General features: G+C 44.0%; 21 protein-coding genes and 2 pseudogenes. 13 read left to right on the forward strand and 10 right to left on the reverse strand.

Features of this window, described 5'->3' with window-relative positions:
• Nucleotides 1–343 precede the first annotated feature (343 nt).
• The 3 genes from glgB to AC0KUT_RS10675 all read left to right on the forward strand — a co-directional run bounded on the left by glgB (nucleotide 344) and on the right by AC0KUT_RS10675 (nucleotide 5283).
• Nucleotides 344–2551: a 1,4-alpha-glucan branching protein GlgB gene (gene glgB, locus AC0KUT_RS10665; protein WP_488829868.1), complete on the forward strand. Its 2208-nt coding sequence runs from the start codon at nucleotides 344–346 to the stop codon at nucleotides 2549–2551.
• A gap of 46 nt (nucleotides 2552–2597) precedes the next feature.
• Complete coding sequence (glgA, locus tag AC0KUT_RS10670; protein WP_488829869.1) at nucleotides 2598–4040, forward strand: glycogen synthase GlgA; 1443 nt, start codon at nucleotides 2598–2600, stop codon at nucleotides 4038–4040.
• Nucleotides 4041–4500: 460 nt separating this feature from the next.
• Nucleotides 4501–5283, forward strand: coding sequence for a Crp/Fnr family transcriptional regulator (locus AC0KUT_RS10675; protein WP_488829870.1), 783 nt, complete (start codon nucleotides 4501–4503; stop codon nucleotides 5281–5283).
• Between the two features lie 336 nt (nucleotides 5284–5619).
• Here AC0KUT_RS10675 and AC0KUT_RS10680 read toward each other — a convergent pair whose 3' ends face one another.
• From AC0KUT_RS10680 to AC0KUT_RS10690, 3 genes are all read right to left on the reverse strand, one after another.
• On the reverse strand, nucleotides 5620–5880 hold the full coding sequence (locus tag AC0KUT_RS10680) for a hypothetical protein (RefSeq protein ID WP_488829871.1): 261 nt from the start codon (nucleotides 5878–5880) through the stop codon (nucleotides 5620–5622).
• Nucleotides 5877–6245, reverse strand: coding sequence for a phage holin family protein (locus tag AC0KUT_RS10685; protein ID WP_488829872.1), 369 nt, complete (start codon nucleotides 6243–6245; stop codon nucleotides 5877–5879). Before AC0KUT_RS10685 ends, AC0KUT_RS10680 begins: the two co-directional genes overlap by 4 nt.
• A gap of 103 nt (nucleotides 6246–6348) precedes the next feature.
• A complete protein-coding gene (locus AC0KUT_RS10690; RefSeq protein ID WP_488829873.1) occupies nucleotides 6349–6699 on the reverse strand; it encodes an ElaB/YgaM/YqjD family protein in 351 nt (116 codons plus the stop codon).
• A 501-nt stretch (nucleotides 6700–7200) separates the two neighbouring features.
• Here AC0KUT_RS10690 and AC0KUT_RS10695 point away from each other — a divergent pair.
• The 3 genes from AC0KUT_RS10695 to AC0KUT_RS10705 are packed head-to-tail and all read left to right on the forward strand — an operon-like array spanning nucleotide 7201 to nucleotide 8651.
• Nucleotides 7201–7626, forward strand: coding sequence for a DUF4398 domain-containing protein (locus AC0KUT_RS10695; RefSeq protein WP_488829874.1), 426 nt, complete (start codon nucleotides 7201–7203; stop codon nucleotides 7624–7626).
• The gene (locus tag AC0KUT_RS10700; protein WP_488829875.1) at nucleotides 7623–8468 is read left to right on the forward strand and encodes an OmpA family protein; all 846 of its coding nucleotides are present in this window, start codon (nucleotides 7623–7625) and stop codon (nucleotides 8466–8468) included. Before AC0KUT_RS10695 ends, AC0KUT_RS10700 begins: the two co-directional genes overlap by 4 nt.
• A gap of 24 nt (nucleotides 8469–8492) precedes the next feature.
• Nucleotides 8493–8651: a DUF3309 family protein gene (locus tag AC0KUT_RS10705; RefSeq protein ID WP_488829876.1), complete on the forward strand. Its 159-nt coding sequence runs from the start codon at nucleotides 8493–8495 to the stop codon at nucleotides 8649–8651.
• A gap of 129 nt (nucleotides 8652–8780) precedes the next feature.
• Here AC0KUT_RS10705 and AC0KUT_RS10710 read toward each other — a convergent pair whose 3' ends face one another.
• Nucleotides 8781–9383, reverse strand: a complete 603-nt coding sequence (locus AC0KUT_RS10710; protein WP_488829877.1) for a 3'-5' exonuclease — start codon at nucleotides 9381–9383, stop codon at nucleotides 8781–8783.
• A 293-nt stretch (nucleotides 9384–9676) separates the two neighbouring features.
• On the opposite strand from AC0KUT_RS10710, the gene AC0KUT_RS10715 reads away from it, so the two are divergent.
• Together AC0KUT_RS10715 and AC0KUT_RS10720 are read left to right on the forward strand one after the other, a co-directional pair.
• Nucleotides 9677–9856, forward strand: coding sequence for a DUF6435 family protein (locus AC0KUT_RS10715; protein ID WP_488829878.1), 180 nt, complete (start codon nucleotides 9677–9679; stop codon nucleotides 9854–9856).
• 368 nt (nucleotides 9857–10224) lie between these two features.
• Complete coding sequence (locus AC0KUT_RS10720; protein WP_488829879.1) at nucleotides 10225–10443, forward strand: helix-turn-helix domain-containing protein; 219 nt, start codon at nucleotides 10225–10227, stop codon at nucleotides 10441–10443.
• 108 nt (nucleotides 10444–10551) lie between these two features.
• On the opposite strand, the gene AC0KUT_RS10725 is transcribed toward AC0KUT_RS10720, so the two are convergent.
• The gene (locus AC0KUT_RS10725) at nucleotides 10552–10926 is read right to left on the reverse strand and encodes a hypothetical protein (RefSeq protein ID WP_488829880.1); all 375 of its coding nucleotides are present in this window, start codon (nucleotides 10924–10926) and stop codon (nucleotides 10552–10554) included.
• A 137-nt stretch (nucleotides 10927–11063) separates the two neighbouring features.
• On the opposite strand from AC0KUT_RS10725, the pseudogene AC0KUT_RS10730 reads away from it, so the two are divergent.
• The 5 genes and pseudogenes from AC0KUT_RS10730 to AC0KUT_RS10750 all read left to right on the forward strand — a co-directional run.
• Nucleotides 11064–12155, forward strand: a pseudogene (locus tag AC0KUT_RS10730) (IS256 family transposase); the annotation flags it as partial.
• A gap of 71 nt (nucleotides 12156–12226) precedes the next feature.
• On the forward strand, nucleotides 12227–12517 hold the full coding sequence (gene tnpA / locus AC0KUT_RS10735; RefSeq protein ID WP_488829881.1) for an IS66 family insertion sequence element accessory protein TnpA: 291 nt from the start codon (nucleotides 12227–12229) through the stop codon (nucleotides 12515–12517).
• Nucleotides 12517–12864: an IS66 family insertion sequence element accessory protein TnpB gene (gene tnpB / locus AC0KUT_RS10740; protein WP_488829882.1), complete on the forward strand. Its 348-nt coding sequence runs from the start codon at nucleotides 12517–12519 to the stop codon at nucleotides 12862–12864. Before tnpA ends, tnpB begins: the two co-directional genes overlap by 1 nt.
• Nucleotides 12865–12905: 41 nt before the next feature.
• Entirely contained in the window at nucleotides 12906–14453 is a 1548-nt protein-coding gene (gene tnpC, locus AC0KUT_RS10745) for an IS66 family transposase (protein ID WP_488829883.1), read from the forward strand.
• Nucleotides 14453–14587: pseudogene (locus AC0KUT_RS10750) on the forward strand (IS256 family transposase); the annotation flags it as partial. The gene tnpC and the pseudogene AC0KUT_RS10750, both read left to right, overlap by 1 nt.
• Before the next feature lie 7 nt (nucleotides 14588–14594).
• Here the strand turns inward: AC0KUT_RS10750 and AC0KUT_RS10755 are convergent.
• From AC0KUT_RS10755 to AC0KUT_RS10775, 5 genes are all read right to left on the reverse strand, one after another.
• Entirely contained in the window at nucleotides 14595–15116 is a 522-nt protein-coding gene (locus AC0KUT_RS10755) for a hypothetical protein (protein ID WP_488829884.1), read from the reverse strand.
• Entirely contained in the window at nucleotides 15116–16498 is a 1383-nt protein-coding gene (locus AC0KUT_RS10760; protein WP_488829885.1) for an AAA family ATPase, read from the reverse strand. The genes AC0KUT_RS10755 and AC0KUT_RS10760 overlap by 1 nt, the downstream gene beginning before the upstream one ends.
• 119 nt (nucleotides 16499–16617) lie before the next feature.
• Nucleotides 16618–19251 carry an AAA family ATPase gene (locus AC0KUT_RS10765; protein WP_488829886.1) on the reverse strand — a complete coding sequence of 878 codons (2634 nt, stop codon included), beginning with the start codon at nucleotides 19249–19251 and terminating at the stop codon, nucleotides 16618–16620.
• The gene (locus AC0KUT_RS10770; RefSeq protein ID WP_488829887.1) at nucleotides 19248–19448 is read right to left on the reverse strand and encodes a DUF2130 domain-containing protein; all 201 of its coding nucleotides are present in this window, start codon (nucleotides 19446–19448) and stop codon (nucleotides 19248–19250) included. The genes AC0KUT_RS10765 and AC0KUT_RS10770 overlap by 4 nt, the downstream gene beginning before the upstream one ends.
• A 509-nt stretch (nucleotides 19449–19957) precedes the next feature.
• A complete protein-coding gene (locus AC0KUT_RS10775) occupies nucleotides 19958–20107 on the reverse strand; it encodes a hypothetical protein (protein WP_488829888.1) in 150 nt (49 codons plus the stop codon).
• Nucleotides 20108–20275: the final 168 nt, after the last annotated feature.

Consider the following 20275-nt stretch of genomic DNA (forward strand, 5'->3'; position numbering starts at 1 on the left):
TTTATAGGACGAAAGTGTGAAGCTTGTATTACTTTAGCAGGAGCAATATCGATGCCAATAAATTGCTATTGTCTGATTAGCAATTAAATTACTTTTTTCATTACACTCCAGTAGGCTTTTATCTGAAGAGTTAATTGGCAATTGCTAGTGTAGCCTTAAGTTTGGCACCGAACCTGCAATTGTTTTTTCAAAATTCACTCTTTTTGATAAATAATGGTGCAATGAAAAAATGCCACAATAGTAGACTCATACTCATTACGCTTTAATGTAAGTCAAAGCTGCCTCATATTTTTAATAAAATGTAGCTTAATGTGCCAAAAATAATCCTCCTAGGAAGAAACGAATGCTGAATGCGAAGCAAGACAAGCGCCTCCCCAATGAACTCCTACGCATTATTGCCGCTACCCATCACGATCCTTTCGAGGTGTTAGGTAGGCACCCACTTGGTGCTGCAGCGAATGTAGCCTGCGATACGCTCATTCGTGTGTACTTGCCTGGTGCGCGCAACGCATCTTTGTTGACTCATCAAGGGTCACAACCGCTAGTGCGTATTGAAGGGACAGATTTTTTTGAGTGGAGCGGCCTTGGAAAATTAATTCCTACTGCTTATCAGATTGAGTGGGTTGATCGCCATAACAATGCTCACTGTGAATTTGACCCCTACTGTTTTGCACCACAATTGGGCGAATTAGATATTCATCTTTTTAATGAAGGGCAACATTGGAACATTTATGAGCACTTAGGTTCACATCCACATAAGGTTGATGAGGTTGATGGTGTGCTTTTTGCCACTTGGGCCCCCAGTGCCGAACGTATAAGTGTTGTGGGTGATTTTAATGACTGGGATGGTCGCCATCACCCTATGCGTGTGCGTGGAGGGAGTGGCTTATGGGAGGTTTTTATTCCCGGAGTAAAGCCTGGCGCGCTGTATAAGTTTGAAGTGCGCAACCGTGAGTCAGGCTCAGTTTTTCTGAAGACAGACCCCTATGGTCAAGCGTTTGAAATGCGCCCGCTCACCGGCTCTATAGTCACGGCTAAAGACGACTATCAATGGCGCGATGGCAACTGGATGGATAACCGCGCCAAATGGGATTGGCAGCACTCCCCACTCTCTATCTATGAAGTACATCTTGGCTCTTGGCGTCGGGGCTGGATTGGTGAGTTTCTAAACTATCGCGAAATAGCACATCAATTAGTCGATTATGTTAAACCACTTGGTTTTACGCATATTGAAGTCTTACCAATTAGTGAACATCCACTTGACGACTCATGGGGATATCAAACCACCGGCTACTTTGCCCCCACGAGTCGTTTTGGGACGCCAGACGATTTTCGCTACTTCGTCGATTATCTCCATCAGCACGGCTTAGGCATTATTCTTGATTGGGTGCCAGCACATTTCCCCAAAGATGCGCATGCCCTCGCCCGTTTTGATGGCACCGCGCTTTATGAGCACGAAGATCCGCGCTTGGGAGAGCACCGCGATTGGGGCACACTTATTTATAACTATGGCCGCAATGAGGTGCGCAACTTCCTCTTGGCCAATGCACTCTTTTGGTTAAAGGAATATCACATTGACGGTTTGCGCGTAGATGCAGTGGCGTCAATGCTGCACCTCGATTACTCACGCGAAGAGGGTGAATGGATTCCTAACATTCACGGTGGCAATGAAAACCTAGAGGCAATGGCATTCCTGCAGCAACTAAACGTACTTTGCCATGGACAGCATCCCGGTACTTTGGTGATCGCAGAAGAATCAACATCTTGGCCACAGGTCACTGGCCCCACATGGGTGGGCGGTTTAGGCTTCTCCATGAAATGGAATATGGGATGGATGCACGACACCCTAACCTATATGACCAAAGAACCAGTTCATCGCCAATACCATCATGATCAGCTTACCTTCGGTATGATGTACGCCTTTACCGAGAACTTCCAACTCCCCTTCTCACATGATGAGGTTGTACACGGCAAGGGCAGCATGATTAACAAAATGCCCGGTGATGATTGGCAAAAGTTCGCCAACCTACGCTTACTTTACACCTACATGTACAGCTACCCTGGCACCAAATTGCTCTTTATGGGGTGTGAATTTGGGCAATGGAGCGAATGGGCGCAAGCGCGTTCGTTGGATTGGAATTTACTCGATTATGATTTGCACAGAGGCCTACAAGGCTTAGTGAAAGACCTTAATCACCAATATCGGGCACAACCTGCATTGCATCAACGCAGCTTTCAGGGTGATGGGTTTGAATGGGTTGATTGTCACGACAGTACGCAATCGATTATTAGCTTCATTCGCAAAAGTGACAAAGACTTTATTTTGGTCGTTTTAAATTTCACACCAGTGCCACGAAGTAACTATAGAATTGGCGTGCCTGCAGCTGGCACTTACTATGAGGTTCTTAATTCTGACTCTAGTTTTTATGGTGGCAGTAATTTGGGCAATGGCAACCCTCTGTATACGCAGGATGTTCCTTGGATGAATCACGCTCAATCACTCGAGATCACCCTGCCCCCTTTAGGCGCACTTTTTTTAAAGCTGCAGTAATGAAGAGGGCCTAACAAGCCCTCCCAACATGCGATAAGGAACTGCAATGTTAAATATACTTTTTGCAACCAGTGAGATTTTTCCACTGATCAAAACCGGTGGGCTTGCAGATGTAGCAGCAAGCTTGCCGCGTGCGCTGCTCAAGCTCGGGCAGGATGTCAAAATTCTCCTGCCTGCATATAGCAGTGTGCTGTCTGCTGCCGAAAAAGTTGGCGTAAAAGAAATCGCTCAGCTCAATGTTGACGGGCAAAGTGTCAGCCTTAAGCAAACGCGCCTTCCGGGAACAAAGCTCTGTGTCTTGTTGGTTGATATACCGGCCTTTTCGAATCGCGAAGGTAATCCTTATTGTGGTCCCGATGGTGCAGACTGGCCCGATAATCACCGACGCTTTTATTATTTTGCCAAGGTGGCCGAACTTATCGCCCTAAACCAAGCGGGCATAAAATGGCAACCGTCGGTAGTGCACTGTAATGATTGGCAAACAGGTTTAATTCCTGCACTGCTTTCGCTTCACCCTGAGCGGCCTGCGAGTGTGTTTACCATTCACAACCTCGCCTATCGCGGATTATTTCCCCGTCAAGCATTTGCAGAACTGCATTTACCAGAAGCTTTTTGGCACCATGAGCGCTTGGAGTTCTACGGTCAAATGTCTTTTATGAAGGGTGGTCTCGCCTTTGCTGACTACGTCACCACCGTAAGCCCCAGCTATGCCGAAGAGACTCAAACGCCAGAATTTGGCAATGGCCTTGATGGGCTTATGTGTTATCGCAGCGATAGCCTAAGCGGAATTTTAAACGGCATAGACATGGATGAGTGGAATCCAGGGACAGATAAATTAATTTCGCACACCTACAATCGTCGCACGCTGGGTAATAAGGTTAAAAATAAACTAACGCTGCAAGAAGAGCTGGGCTTAAAAATTTCTGCCGATACGCCTTTGCTTGGTTTTATTGGGCGCTTGGTGGATCAAAAAGGTGTCGATTTAATTCTTGAGCAAATGGAGAGCTTACTTAGCGTTGATTGCCAGCTCGTTGTGCTGGGCAGTGGCTTTCCGCACTATGAAAAAGCACTCAAGGCAATTGCTGACGCACACCATCAACAAGTATCGGTCACGCTTGGTTATAACGAAGCCTTTGCGCACAAAATTGAGGCGAGCAGTGATATTTTTCTTATGCCTTCCATCTTTGAGCCCTGCGGCCTCAATCAAATGTACAGCCTGCGCTATGGCACCTTACCCGTTGTTCATGCTGTGGGTGGTCTTAAGGACACTATTGTTGAAAAGAGTTGGGATGATTTAGGCAGCGATGCCAATGGCTTCGTGTTCCAGAATGCTGCACCCGAAGAGCTTCATGCCACAATTTTGCGCGCTGTGGCGGCCTATAATGAACCCAGTGTGTGGAAAAAACTGCAGTTGAATGCAATGAGCAGTGATTTTTCATGGGAAATTAGCGCGCGCGATTATTTAGCTATTTATGAAAAAATTGTTTAATTTCATCTGGGAAATAAACTCAACAAGAAGCCGCCTTAGTGCGGCTTTTTTAATTCAGCTACGCATTTTTTAGCGAGGAAATCTCAGTGAAACATTTAGGGTGTAGGTATAGCGAGAAAGATTCGATCAAAAAAAGCGGTGTTTATTGAAATAAATAAGTATGTTGAGAGTGAGCTTAACGAAGCTAGTGCAAGCAAGCTGATTTTTCAGGGGGCCCTAGTTTCGCCCATACTTTGGCCGCTCGCTGTGGTCGAAATTAATGCTCTAAGAACCTAAATGTTAATATATTTGCGTACTGAAGCTCCAGTTAAAAAATATATAACAACGCTCTGAGGTTTTTAGGCGTAGTCTGTCGTTAATCTGACTGGCGGATTTTTTCAACAACCTGCTAGAGTTTGCCTGCTTTTGGGGTTTCATATCTTTCAGCCTGAACCATCGCTGCTACCGAAAAAGGTTCTCAATGCTGCTAATTCCTCAACCGCTCCAGAATCATTTGCTTGCTGCACTGCCTGTTGCTGTTTTAAAGCGCTTACTACCTCAATTAAAATTAGTCCCTCTACCTCCGGGCGATGTGCTCTATGAATCAGGGGACACCTTGCGCTATGTGTATTTTCCGACCAACACTATTGTTTCCTTGCAATACATAATGGAGAGCGGTGCCTCTGCAGAAATGGCCATGGTGGGCAATGAGGGAATTATTGGTATTGCATTATTTATGGGGGGTGATAGTACGCCAAGCCGCGCGCTAGTTCAGAGCGACGGTTTTGCCTATAGATTACGTGGCCGAGATTTAAAAAAGGAATTAGATCATCATAGCGAGCTGCTACAGCTACTGCTGCGATATACCCAATCGCTTATTACCCAAATGGCACAGACCGCGGTATGTAATCGCCATCACTCGATTAATCAGCAACTATGTCGCTGGTTATTGCTTCTATTCGACCGATTACCCAGCAACTCTCTAAGCATGACGCAAGAACTGATTGCAAAAATGCTTGGTGTGCGGCGCGAAGGAGTTACCGAAGCCGCAGGAAAATTGCAGCGCCTAGGTATTATTGAATATTCGCGCGGTCAAATAACCCTTGTTAATCGGGCTCAATTGGAAGCGTTAAGCTGCGAATGTTACGCCGTGGTAAAAAAAGAAACTGATCGGCTGTTACCGCGCTTAAAAACCTTGGATAACGCCAAAGACAACATCCCAATATCCCAATTCTCGACTGAAAAAATCAAAATAACACTCTAAGTAAATACCACTCTCAGCATTGTCACAAGCATGGCCGAGCCCAGCATCAGCAGGCCAAATGTAAGCATGGCTGACAACACAATAATAACTCGCTCATGGCGGCGAAAGAACGTTTCTCGAAACATGATCAGAATCCGGATAAAAAGTATATTTACGCGCAGTATTAAGTACATTAAGGAACGGTGAATTTTGTACAACCACTGGTATCGCTATGTTATTTAGTGCTCATAGGCGCGCAGTTTTTGCGTGAGAATATCTTGGGTTTAAGCCATCAGACCTGTTCATGAAGACCTTCGAAAGTGATTTCTCACCCGTTAAATTAGCTCAGTATGCTGCTTACATAATTAATCGCCGCATGCTTTGTGCTATAGCAGTAACACCTGGGTAGCGAGCGCAAAGCTGGCGTACGGCTATATCCGCCACCAACTTAAACCCCGCTTTCTCCGTGAGAAAGCGCATAGTTGCGCTGCGCGGAAAGTGTGGGATTGGACTTGGTTCACTACAAAAATCAGCGATAATAATCTGTCGTTGTGCACGCAATTGTTGCTGCAAAAGCGAACGCTCTAACAACAGAGCTTTCATGCTAGTTGAACTCATAATTGACTCCGCATAAGCGCTATATCAGCACTCACTTCTTCGCGTGTTGCTAAAAATGTTGTAGCACTTTTTGCACTTAGTTTATTCAGGCGAAGGCAGCACAGCGCCAGCCCTAGTGCATAAAAAACGATGAGCGCCACAATCACAGCAATCCGATAATCAGTTGTCCATGTCAGCGAAATAATCAAAACATTTAGGCTTAGCAAGCAGCAAATTAAACAGGCAAAGCCAAGTAGCATCATCAGCAAAGATTGCTGCAGCCGAGTTTTTTCTATTTCCCATTCAACCCTAGCTAAGCGACCATGCAGTTCCATCTGCATGAGTAGCGCCTTAGCCATTGAACGTAAGCGTTGGATGATTTCCAAGGGGTATTTCCTCGCACGCCGAACTTCGCGGCTAGCGCGAAGTTGCAATTTATAGGCCCAAAAAACCTTTAGCCTAAATTTTTATAGCCAAATTCGCTATCAATCAAGAGCGACGCGCAAGTATATAACCTAACAATAAGCCAATCGCAGCACTTGCACCTATAGCATTCCAAGGTTGTTCGTGTACATAAACATTGGTGCTTTCGGCTGTTTTACGTGCACGATTAACAAGATTTTCACCAAGCTCATCTGCTGAACCTTTTGCACTTGCTATGCGCTGTTGCAATTTAACCTTGGCTTTATTTAAGTCTTCGCCGGTCAACTGAGTAGTTGCTTTCACAAGGTCTTCAATATCGGCAACAAAGCTTTGAAACTCTTGTGTCAGTGTTGATTGGCCAGATTCCGCAGCAGTCGTTTTACTATTAATACCTGAATTGTTTGTTGAAATTTGCATAATAAATTCCTATGGCACTATGGCGAGTTAATGAATTGAAAAGTACTTCCCTATTGATTCGTCCTTATATACCCGAGGAGTGTTTAATTCTCATCGCAGCTTGTAGAACGTCAGATGGATAATAGGCCCGAACCACTCTAGGTTCTGTTCGCCACCGCACGTAGCCCTAATTCGTCTTGCATTGATAGCCAAGGGGCTCCTCTCAAGGCGGCTCTTCTATTGTATAGGGCTCTTCTATATAGATAGGCGAGATAGCATTGAGAGCCGTAGCAGCAAAAATTAAAGCTGTAAGAATCTTTTTAACATTAATAGCCTGCCTAATATTAAGCGTCTAAGCGGTTTAGCATTAAAAATCTACGCGTTAGACATTATTAGGTTAACTATTTAGACAGTTATGCGCGCTGGCGTACCGAGTTTGCCTTGCAACACCGTTAGTCTCTATTTGTTAAACAGCTCTATCGAACGATTTTCTCGTGTTATTTACACCATTAGGTAAAAATTATGAATCACATAAAACAGAGTAATTTAAGGAGTAGTGCTCGCCGCATAGGTGTTTTGCTGCCACGTTTATTCATTATTGTCAGTCTGGGCTTGCTGCTTCCGGCTTGCTCGTCCACGCCCCTGCCCCCCACGCAAGAGATTAGCGCTGCAGAACAATCGTTAATGGATGCGGAACAGGCACGTGTTGGGGAATATGCTTTACCAGAAATGCAGGAAGCACGCGCAAAAATGAGCAGTGCCCGCGCCGCAGTCAAGAGCGAAAACATGGTGTTAGCTAAACGTCTTGCCCAACAGGCAAGTGCGGATATTAAGCTTGCAACAGCAAAGGCTGAGCTAGCGAAAGAGCAAGCGGTAAATGAAGACATGAAGAAAAATATTCATGTATTGAAACAAGAGATGAACCGTAATACTGGAGGTCAACAATGAAAACAATTAATTCCGGCTTAAAAAAATCATTACATTCTTTGCGGACCCCCTTGGTTATTGCCATCACCGGCATATTGCTCTTAAGTGGTTGCAGCAGTCCAATGAAAAGCCCCGATGGCGCTATAGAGGCGCGCAATCGCCTTGCGCAGCTACAAAATGATGCCCCGCTTGCAAGCCGCGCCTCTGTGGCTATTCGCACAGCAGATGCAGCGGTCACACAAGCTGAAGTTCCGCGCAAAGATAAAGCCTTATCTGAGCACTTAGTATTTATCGCCGCCCGAGAAGTGGACGTAGCCTGGGCGCAAGCAGAAACACGCTTATTGGAAGATCAACGCGCAGGCTTGAAAGAAGAACGCGATACCGAGCGTTTAAACTCACGCACGCGTGAAGCAGACCTCGCCCGCAACGATGCAGACAAAGCGCGCCGTGACAGTGAAGTACTGCGCAATCAAATTGCTGAGCTAAATGCAAAGGCCACTGAGCGCGGCCTGGTGGTGACCTTGGGCGATATGCTGTTTGAAACAGGAAAATCGCAATTAAAAGGTAACGCGGTTGAAAACCTTAGTAAATTATCGCAATTTCTCAAAACCTATCCTGATCGCACGCTGTTAATTGAAGGACACACAGACAATCTAGGCAGTGAAGAAAGCAACCAATCGCTTTCACAGCGCCGCGCAGATTCAGTGCGTTTGTATTTGTTAGAACAAGGTGTTAGCAGTTCACGTTTGAGTGCTGTCGGCAAAGGCGAAAACTATCCGGTTGCTGGTAACGATTCCACTTCAGGGCGTGCACTCAATCGCCGTGTAGAAGTCATTATCGCCAACCCTACACCGGCTCAATAATAAAATTAGCTTAAGGAGTAAGTCATGAGTATAGGAACAATTATTTTGATTTTGTTAGTGCTAATGCTGCTTGGTGTGATTCCTACTTGGCCGCACAGCCGCAGCTGGGGCTATGGCCCGAGCGGTGGACTCGGCTTTATTTTAGTTGTAGTTTTGATACTGGTACTTCTAGGGCGAATATAGTATTTAGTATTTGCTGCGCCAACCTGATTGATGAGTGCCTAGAGTGGCATTATTGATTAGCGTTGGCGTTTTTTATTGTGTAACCGTTATTCGCCATTTCGTTACTACTATCTAGTGACATTTGTATTATCAAATAAATGCATTGCTATTAAGTAAATGTAGATACACCCGCAGTGCGGCATAAGCGTCGTTCGCAGCATAGACTAGCTGATGGTTCGACAGTATTGAGCTACCCCAGTTCGACATGGTGACATGTTTAGATTTATGGAATTGTTGGTCGAACACAATGGCAACTGCCGCTCGAATGCCAACCGTATCGCGATAGCCTTGCTTTTTAAATACCTGACGCATATCTAATAGCGCGCGCGGCAACACACCAAACTTTTTAAGCAATAACTTACGATCTGAGCCTAAATCAAAACCAATTTTCTTAATGTCTTCAGCGGCTAACAAATACTGTAAAGGATTGTGGCTTGCGGGATTACACATTTGAAAAATATAAGCCTGACGCTCACTGGAAAACTGAACCACATGGGGCCCATCACTCACCTCACCTTTCGCAAACGTGGGGCGTGATTCGGTATCAAAGCCAACACATTTGGCCGATATTAGGTGCGCTACCGCGGCGGTAAAATCTTCCGCTGTTACGGGAACGATAATATTCTCCAACCCAAGATAGCTGAAATCAGGTAATTGCTTGGTTTCTAAAATAGTGGGTATCGATTTTCTCATGGCACTCTGTATGGTTTATACACTCACTAGCGTTTTGTAGTGGCTGTCTGTTTTTTTGGCAGCCCCTTGGGGCTGTGCATGTTGAAGTTCGGAAGCTTACCACCAACCCATAGTTTGCGCGTAACTCAATTCGGGGCGGTAGTAGGTTTGGCGGGGGGTTAACTCTGTTATGTTTTGGCCCAATTATAAAAATCTACCGGCCTTTAATCCCATCACTCGCAGCGCCAATAGCAATGAACTAAAATCGGGTAATCGCCGTACCAACTAGCTAACAAAATAAATGGGTAATCGCTATGTTCTCGCTCTTCAAAAAAGACCCGCTTAAAGCACTCAATAAACAATATCTGCAAAAACTGGAAGAAGCCATGCACGCACAGCGCAATGGAGATATCCGGTCTTACTCGATGCTCACAAGTGATGCGGAGGATATATTGAAGAAGATTGAAGCCTTAGATAAAACCACAAAAAATTAATACGCAAATCGCCGATGAAAGCTATACATAAGGGCCCACCCCTAAATAGCCTGTTGGGGTTCGCAAGCTCACCACCAACCTACAGTTCGCGCGTAATTCAGCGTAGGTTGGCGGTGAGGCACGAACCTCAACATGGCCATATGGCCGCAATCACCAAAATCAGCAGTCCTGCAAAAGTAAAAAGAAAGGTGGACCTTGCCTTTCAGCGCTGCTCGTTATCGGGCACCGCCATATCTACGGAGCTAAAGCAGGCTAGCTGTCAGTGAAATGCTTTAAACAGGCGAATGTATGCTTTCAATGATGTTACACAAAGGTGGGCAAGGATTACTGCAACACTTCAGTTAGTAAGACCACTAAGCTGAACAATTATGAAAGATCAACACATAGTCGCTTTTGTGCAATTAATAAGAGAAATTCGCAAAGGAAAAGGACTGTCTCAAGAAGCATTTGCTGATCTTGCTGGCATAGATCGCAGCTACATGGGCCATATAGAAAGAGGGGAAAAAAACGTAACATTAACCAAAATCTATCAGTTAAGTAATGCTCTGGGTGTGACCCCAGCAGAGATCTTTGACCGTTTGAGGTGAACAGTCAAGGATCTATTTTTAGTAAGAAATATCTGATTTATATTGGGTTACATGAGATAGGGCAAGATAAGTAGTTACTAATAGTGCCTGAAATCGGTAGTACATAAGTCATGCTACTAAATGTATTAAATTTTCAGGATAAATTGCCTGTCCTACTTTTACTTTCTGTATCCAAGATTCGGACAATGCATTTGCTAGCATCCCTTCTTTTATGCGGGAAAAATCAGAAGCAATTTTTTCAGCATCAGCATCAGCATCATTGTGGTCTTTGGAAATTTTGTACAAACATGCAGCGAACGTGCGCTGAAGCATAAGTATAGCGGTATGCCCTCGACATATTCGTGAACAGATTAAAATATCGGTACTATCCACTATAGGAATATGTTTTTTATACTCATTATAAAAATCAAGCGCGATTTGATTGTCTTTACAAGATTTCCATTCATCTATATCAATGCAAACTTCATCATCACTTATGATCAAGTCTTGCCAGCCAATAGTGCCAGATGGATAGGAGCACTTATCAATTTTTTTGGCTGCAAGAGTTATTGTGGCAAGAGACTGTAATTAAATCTGTGTAACTGTTTATCATTAACCCTCCGAAGGGAAGGATAAACAGTATGAACCCAAAAGACCTTGAAGCCTTTGCCCGCGAAGCGGCAATGCACCTGAAAACCGAAAAAGATCTGAGTAATTTCACCCAGATGCTGACCAAAGTCGCCGTAGAGGCTGCCCTCAACGGTGAGCTGGACGCCCATCTTGGCTATGAGAAGCACCAGAAATCCACCGCCTCCAATAGCCGCAATGGGCACACCACTAAAACACTGAAAACGGAAGAAGGTGAATTCCAGCTCAATACCCCGCGGGATCGTGAGGGCAGTTTTGAGCCGCAACTGGTGAAGAAGCATCAAACTCGCTTTACCTCCATGGATGACAAGATTCTGAGCCTCTACGCCAAGGGCATGACAACCCGTGAAATCGTCGCAACCTTTAAAGAAATGTATGGTGCTGACGTATCACCCACATTGATCTCCAAAGTCACCGATGCGGTGATTGAGCAAGTGATTGAATGGCAATCGCGCCCGCTAGATGCGGTCTATCCGATTGTCTATTTGGACTGTATTGTGGTGAAAATCCGGCAGGATAAGCAGGTAATCAACAAAGCGATTTACCTGGCGTTGGGCGTTACTATGGACGGCCAAAAAGAGTTGCTGGGCCTATGGTTATCAGAAAATGAAGGCGCCAAATTCTGGCTTGGAGTACTAACCGAACTTCAGAATCGCGGTGTGCGTGACATCTTGATTGCCTGTGTTGATGGTCTCAAAGGCTTTCCTGACGCCATCACTGCCGTCTATCCGCAAACCCAAATCCAGCTGTGCGTGGTGCACATGGTGCGCAATTCGGTGAGATATGTGCCTTGGAAGGACTACAAGGCCGTAACCACTGACTTGAAGCGGATATACCAATCCGTGACCGAAGAAGAGGCGCTTTTGGCGCTGGAGCAACTAGGCGAGCGCTGGGATGACAAGTACCCGCAGATCAGTCGCTGCTGGCACACGCATTGGGCGAACCTGCGCACGCTATTCCAATATCCTGAAGACATTCGGCGTGCGATTTACACGACGAATGCGATTGAATCCCTGAACAGCGTCATTCGCCAAGCCATCAAAAAACGGAAGTTATTTCCGACCGATGATTCTGCGAAAAAAGTGTAAGCGTCCAATAAAGCACACATTCCCATTTTGGCCACCAATCATTAGCCTAATCCTTTTTCAACAGAGGAATGATGATGGCCAGATTAACACAAGAGCAATGGCGAGCACTGATTAAGGAGCAAGCCGCCTCAGGACAAACCGCGAAGGCATTTTGCGCAGAGCGCGAGATTGATAATAAATATTTCAGTACACGCAAAAAGCAATTGGCGACGCAACCCGCAGAAAATCGCTTTGTTGCGATAACGACAAAACCCCTCGAAAACCAAAGTATTCAGCTTCACATCGGTGCCACACAGCTGCGTATGCCCACGGGAGTATCGGCGCAATGGTTAGCGGACGTTATTAAGGCGCTTGCATAATGCGCTGCTTTGTTGATCCGCCTGCTATTTTTCTGTACAAGGATGCTATCGATTTTCGCAAATCCATCAATGGCCTCGTCGTAGTGATAGAGCAAGCGTTGGAGCGCTCGGCATTTGAGCCTGCGCTGTATGTATTTTGTAATCGCTCGCGCGATAAACTGAAAATTCTTTATTGGGATGCTACAGGCTTTGTACTCTGGTACAAACGTTTGGAAAAATCCCGCTTTAAGTGGCCAACACAAATTCAAACTGCAACACTTACCTTGAGTGAACAACAATTACAGTGGCTGCTAGGCGGTTATGATGTGATTGGGCATCAACCGGTATTTTTTCAGCAAGCCAGTTAATTATTTTGATGTAACCTCGGTGGTCGTAGTAAAATACGGCCATGCCAAACTCTCATAAATTACTTGTCGAAATTGATTCGCTTAAAGAGCGAAATAAAATATTGGAGCAAGAAATTCGTTTTCTGCGTGAGCAATTCAAGCTGGCGCAAAGCCGCCAATTTGGCACGTCTTCAGAAAAATCCCCAGATCAACTTGATTGGTTATTTAACGAAGCGGAAGTAATAGTAGACGAAATCCGTGCAGACAGTGACGCAGAGATAACAACAGACGCTACAGCGGCGGATATCACATCTGCCGCCACTTCAACTAAAAAGAAAACCGGCCGTAAACCATTGCCCGCCGATTTGCCGCGTGAAACACGCATAATTGATATCGCTGATACAGAAAAAATGTGCCCTTGCTGTAATGGCGACTTACACAAAATCGGCGAAGAAAAAAGTGAACAACTAGAATACATTCCCGCCAGTTTAAAAGTCATTGAAACCCTGCGCCTGAAATACGCCTGTCGTCAGTGCGAAAAGAACCATACGAATACGCCGATTGTGATCGCCCCTGTGCCAGCCAGCCCCATTCCCAAAAGTATGGCCACGCCCAGCTTGCTGGCACACATTATCGGCAATAAATACCAATTGGCACTGCCGCTGTATCGCCAGGAAATTATTTTTAAGCAACTGAATATCGACCTCAATCGCAACACCCTGTCCAACTGGATAATGCGTAGTGCGGATGTTCTTGAAAGGCTATTGCAGCGATTAACAATAACGCTGCTAACACAAACCGCCATCCATGCAGATGAAACGCCAGTGACAGTGCTTCAGGATGACAAAAAAAATTACATGTGGGTCTACTGTAGCGGCAGAGATTCTCCTGATCCGAACAGCTCCGCGAACAACATTGTGATTTACGACTATCAACCCAGTCGCGCAGCTGCTTGCCCGAAAGAATTTCTAAGCGGCTATAAAGGCTATTTACAGGTTGATGGTTATGCGGCTTACGAAAGCACTCAAGCAACACTGGCTGGTTGTATGGCTCATGCACGCCGGAAATTTACCGATGCGCAAAAAGTACAACCAAAGGGCAAAGTAGGCCGTGCTGATTGGGCAGTGGCGCACATTCAGAAACTCTACCGTGTGGAAGCGCTACTGAACGACAAAACACCGGAAGAAAAATATACCCTGCGGCAGTTGCATGCTGTACCGCTGCTCACTGAATTTAAAGCATGGCTCGATAAATCAGTGGAACAGACGCCCCCTAAATCCACATTAGGTCATGCGGTCGCATACACGCTGCGACAATGGAGAAAGCTCACTACCTACACACAACACGGACAACTGTGCATCGACAATAATCGCGCGGAGCGCGCCGTAAAACCCTTTGTGATCGGCCGCAAAAACTGGCTGTTTAGCAACACCGCCAGCGGTGCGAGAGCCAGCGCGATTTTATATTCGATTATCGAAACGGCTAAGGCAAATGGTCTGAATCCGGTAAAGTATGTTGAGCATTTGCTGACAGAAATCCCTAAGCGCAATACAGATGATGGACTTGAAGATTTGATGCCTTGGCAAGTAAATCTAGGTGTGGTTGGTTAGACGCTTACAAAAAAGTTATTTATTTGGCGATTCAAGATGCGGCTAAAAAGTGGACAATGCCAATTCGAAATTGGCGCGCAGCATTGAACCACTTTATGATTGTCTTTGATGAACGCTTGAGCGATTATCAGTAACCGGCAGTTACACAGAAGTATTTACAGGCTCTGTGGCAATTAACTTTAGAGAAGAAACAAAAACCTTTTTATAAAGCTCTTCTGCACTAGTTTTATATTCAGACCCGCATAGAAACCTAAATGCACCACATACTATTTCATCCTTAATGAAATAATTTTCTAATGAATGACCTATAGTCCAGCTAAGATTTCCATCGTTTTCGTGCTCAACCATTAAGTCAGTTATTTGACTACTAATATCAAATTTTAAGAACTCTCTATCGCACAAAAAGAATAGATTTTTGTGATCTTTTGACGCGTTAGTATACTCATGAATTTTTTCTATCTTAGCCCTGTTATTTTTTGCTGTTTGCTGACAATCTCCTTTAATGTTTTCTGCTGTATCAATTTTTATTTTATGACCAGTTAAAGTGACATGTAAAAGATTGCTAATGTGTGCCTTATCATCTCGACCCTCAACTAGTATTCTTTTTTTGGAGCTCATTTTCACACTGGCAATATATTTTGAGATATCATATTTTAAATCCATTAAAATAATTCCTCGTCATCTTCAAATTCTTCTTTTGCAGCTCCAGGTAGATCATTGAAGACTGGAATAACCTCTTTCATGTACTGATCAAAATCTGATGCTATAGCAGGCGAATGAGTACATACTATTATTTGTCGATCACCCAATTGCTCCATCATTTTTCCAAGCAACTCTTCTTGCCAATCAATATGTAACGAAAGCTCTGGCTCATCAATTAAAACTGCTGAATTGCCACTCATCTTATTAACAGCATACAGCATTGTTAAAAGCTGTCTTTCGCCGGATGACATTACCTTTATATTGCTCCACGTATTATCAGGAAACTTCAACCCTACTCTAGGCATTTTTCTATGTTTATCTAGAACATACGAAAGTTCCTTTTTTTCAAGGAATGAATTGACAACCTCAAAGTATTTATCAACCTCTTTAAAAGCTTCTTGTTGAAAATTTTGTCGTTCCTTTAATGCGTCACGATAAACAGACAGCGCTCCTGCAGCAGAGCTTGGCAAATCATTAGTTCTAGTATTTTTTGTTACTAATTTTTGAAGATCTCTATATGTATTGGAGTTTTCCTCAAAATCTCCGAGTTTACTATTCGTAGAATCGGTTGTTAACTGCGAAATTTCGGACAATAGCTCTTCTGTATTTGTTTCTACATTTGATCCATCGAGCAAAGCGGAAAAAACTTTAACAAACGAATCTGAAAAAACAGAGCTCTCGTATCTAGCAATGCTGATCTGACAATCTCTAATTTCTTCCATCAGATTTCGTTCTATATCGATGGGTGAGGGGTAGTTAATTGTTGGAAGAAACTGCCCAAACAGCTGTCTAGAAAAAGACGTAGCTTGTTTGGTTGCCATAAAATTCATATGTTTGCTGTGCGTAGGTACATTTCTAGTTTCTCTCTGGGACGACCACGCCTCCAACATAGTTCTAAATGCTGGAAAATAAGACGTCTCAATATGTCTTATGTTGTTAGTTTTGACGAAACCAGAAATTTTCTTTGTCAACTCAGAGACGTACTCTCTTGCAAATCTTTCGTCATCTAACTTCCGAATCTCTTCATATGCTTCTCTTTTATAAAACTCAAACGATGCACCATTTTGAATTTCAACTCTAATAAGTTTGTCATCGTCTTTATCTTGCTGTGAAACGACAATAGATGCGTCGTTTGAGTATAAGACGCATATCTTGTCGAAATCCAAAAATGCAAATCTAATAAAATCACAATTAGCTATGTTAGCTATGATATGAATTAATGTTGATTTTCCTGTCCCGTTTTGTCCGTGAAGTACGTTGAGTGAACCATTAAACGATATATCTAAATCATATCTTTTATGGATGCCTTTAAGTTCCACACTTTTTATATATGTTTGTAACATGTTTCCATTACCTTTTTAGGCTGTATTAATTGCGCTTCGCACGCAACAAATTTAATGCATCATTTTTTACTGCGGTTCCTGTGTAACATCCCAATCCACTGTATCGTTTAACTTTCCAGCTACTGATTACTTTTTTTGCGAGTTCGAATATCTGTAATAAGTCTTTTTGCATCTGTAATATCCTGCAGGAACTCTGGTGGATTAGGAGTAGTGGATGTAGATGGAGCATGTGCGTCCGTTATTTGATGGCATTTTTTGAGCAGCCTTTTTAACTCATCACATTCTGCCTGTGTTGTGCCAATCAAGCTTTTTACACGCCCTGCGTTCACTTGAGACTCAAATCGACAAACGATTCCATCAAGTAATTCAAATTCAACTACACGTTCCATGGTAGATCTTAATCGAGAGTAGGCATGTCGCATTGCTTCAATATTTGCTCCATTTGGCTGAGGATTCCATTTTGCTGAGATAGCTTTTTGGTTTTGCTCAAGCTCAGTTAGGCAGTCAAGGGGTTTTTTGCTATCCCACGGAAGGCCTGATACGTAGTACCCAGGTGCACCATCATTCCATTCAAGTGTTAAAACATTTGGTTCAATGCCTGCTTTTTCGGAAAAAGCCAAAAGATCGTTCAAAAATACAACATCGTGGGTAAAAACGATGAGTTGTCTTTGCTTTGCTTCGACTACAAGACGCTCTGCGATACGTTCGCGATGCCAATGATCTAAAGAAGACACGGGATCATCGAATACTAATGCTGATTGATGCGCTGCCTGCGATAACTCTGACAGAAAAGCCGCAAGCGCGATGCAGCGCTGCTCGCCCTCACTAGCGATATCAACAACCTTTAATTTACCTGCCGACACCAATCGAAGACAAAACTTAGTCTCACCTTTTTTGCCCTTTACGGACTCTAACACAACGTCCAACGTTCTTAATCCAAGCAATTTCAGCTCTGCTTTAAAACGCGCTTGAAATGCATCTGTAACAAATTGCTTAGTCAGATCGGAACTTTTAGTCGTGATTTGTGCAGTCGTCACATCTTTTCGACAAAGCTCTAATTTAGCAATTTCTTTATATTTTTCGATTTGCGCTAATACATCTACCTTAACACCTGATAACCAATCCTTAGCGCCCAGCTCAGCACCTTCAGCAATTAGCGCCTTAAGTATGTCGGGATCGTGTGCTGACTCCTCCATTTTGGCACGAGCCTCAAGAGCTGTTTGCAACGATGTAATAAATGTTAGTGGGGACGGAGTAAGGCTGGGAAAAGACGTCCATACGCGAGTTGTAAAACTTTGCTTTATCCATTTCAGTCGCTCATCTATTGCAACGATGAACTGAGAAAGCAGTATTCGTTGATCTGCTGTCAACAATGCAATATCTGCATCTATTTTCCGTAATTCATCCGTAAGGGGATCAATAGAGATCAACTTATTGTTGGCAGTCACAACCAATTTTTCATTATTTGTTGCTAACTCCTGACTGGTATCCTTTACGAACGACTCAAATGTAGTTAGACGTTGAGCCGTCTCATCATTAAGCTCTTGCTGGCAAAGAACACAGCTAGCACCATCGGTAGTAACTGGAAAAACTTGTTCAACGTAAGCAGCATTATTAGAGTAGTCGCGTGCAGCATCCCATAGCGTATTCCAAAACTTTTCTCCTGTACCTTTTAAAAAAGTGGAACCAAATTGGCGTGATGCAAAAGCTTTAGCAGCGTTCCCAGAAAGCATCGCGTCATCTAGCAACTTTTTAAATGCAACAAGGCTATCATCTGCCAACTCTGAAGAAATAGTTTCAAGCTTCTTTGCAAATGCATCGAGTCTTGCTGCCATCGCACGAGTCAATTTTGCTTTTTGCAATGGGTCAGCCTTAAATGCCTCCCGTAGGTCCTCAAGCCGTTGCTTTTGCTTTTCGTCTAATCCCGAATACAGCTCGACATCAGACGTCTTAGTTTTAGCGGAAAGATTGGTAATTAATTTACCGACTAATGTTTGTGAATCATATTTCCAATTTGAGGCCATACCATTTATTAATGCTTTTTTCTGAGCGATATCGCCCTTCAATTTATCTTCGATCGCATCACATACCTTTGACAAGGTTGGCAAGATATCCAGCCCATATGGCGTAAAAGCAGCTGAGCTTTCTTCGCTTACATAGTGCCCGGCAGCCAAGGAATCAAAAACATACACATTTGCCAAACGTGCATCAGCACTAACGCCGTCTGTCCAAGAGGATTGGACGTCAGTACCTCCAACTTTGAAGACTATATTTGCTGAAGCAGCAGATGCGTTTGCAAGTGTAAAAGCATTAGGACGAATTATTGGCTGCGCTCCTCTGGCACGGCAGACCTTTTTAATTACGCGTGCATAACCAGATTTGCCTGCTCCATTTTCACCATAAACTACTGTAAGACCGATTTCATCTCCGAAAGGTATAGTTTGATTTGACGACAAGCGATTTACATTTTTGAGATCACCTATCGATACAAGTGATACTGATTCCGTTACACCCGGTGCTGTAGGTAAGTGCGATTGCGTCAAGGGTACAAAAATAATTGGATTCGAGTTGGTGTCAATGTGATGGCTAGCACGACAAATTCTCTCTAGCTCCAGTAAGTCACCCTCTGAGATACTACCTTTTTCCAGAATCCGTCGAAGTGCGTCACGTTGCCAATTTGGTCTTGAAGTGGACCACTCAAGAATTTCATGTAGAACTGTTGTTTGCGCTAAAACACCTGTGTTTCCGTTCATGATTGTTTTTCCGTTTGATCGTCCATACCAAGCGCAGGAAATTCTAGCCCCTCGATTTCCTGCAGCGATTTACCCACGATCCCCTGCAGATCCCCATACATCCCAATCGTTGACTGCATGACATTATCGATTTGTATTTGCCGTTTCGCCCATTGTCTTTGAATTACTTTCTTCTCGGCCGTGAGATCCTCTTGCATCGTGGAAAATGCTTCAAAAAGATCAATAGGGTCAGCGTCGTTGATAAAAATGCCAAACCAAAATGCCCGCTATTGCGGAGAATAAGCCGTCTATTTAATTACCCACCCACTTCCCCTTTGGGCACTAACTTCGCAATATTAAAACCGTCACGCCAACGTCCCCTTTGGGCACCAACCCGCCCCTCGCATCTACTTACTTCCCCGAATATAACAACATTTCCCTCTCACTCAAAACTATTAATTATCCCTATCCCAACCTGCCCCAACCTGTCAATTACACTCCATTACTTTGGGCTTCTAATTCCCTTCACCACCCTACCCCTCCTATGCCCACCCCATATCTTTCTGTTTTGGCGCCCAATACCCCATGACAACACAAGGCTTTTTACCTTGTGCGATGAATATAATTTGGGGAGTGAATTGTGGGACGTGCTTTGGCGATGACGGAGAGGTTGTGATGAGGGATAAAAATGCAATGTTGTTTGAGGATAACTTATTGTAGGTCAGTGCTACTTTGCGCCGATTGAGATCTGGTCATCAATAAGCCCGATTCCGCTGATGCCACTGGCGAGCAAGATGGATTGGTCGTGTTGTACGTTATCTTTAACAACTCCTACAAGACTGACGTTGTTATCTTTGGCCAATATTTTAATATTCAAACCCTTCAGTAATTCATCTTCGGCAAAGGCGATATTAATTGTGCGCGCTAATTGGTTGTCTGCACTGCGTCAATGGTGAATATGGCGCTATTAGTGTTGGCGTTCGTGCTACTAGTGTCGTGTTTTTCGCAGCCGCTGATATTGACTAGCAGGCTCGTTAACATGATT

This window comes from Cellvibrio sp. 25HG11W-0, from assembly GCF_057815475.1.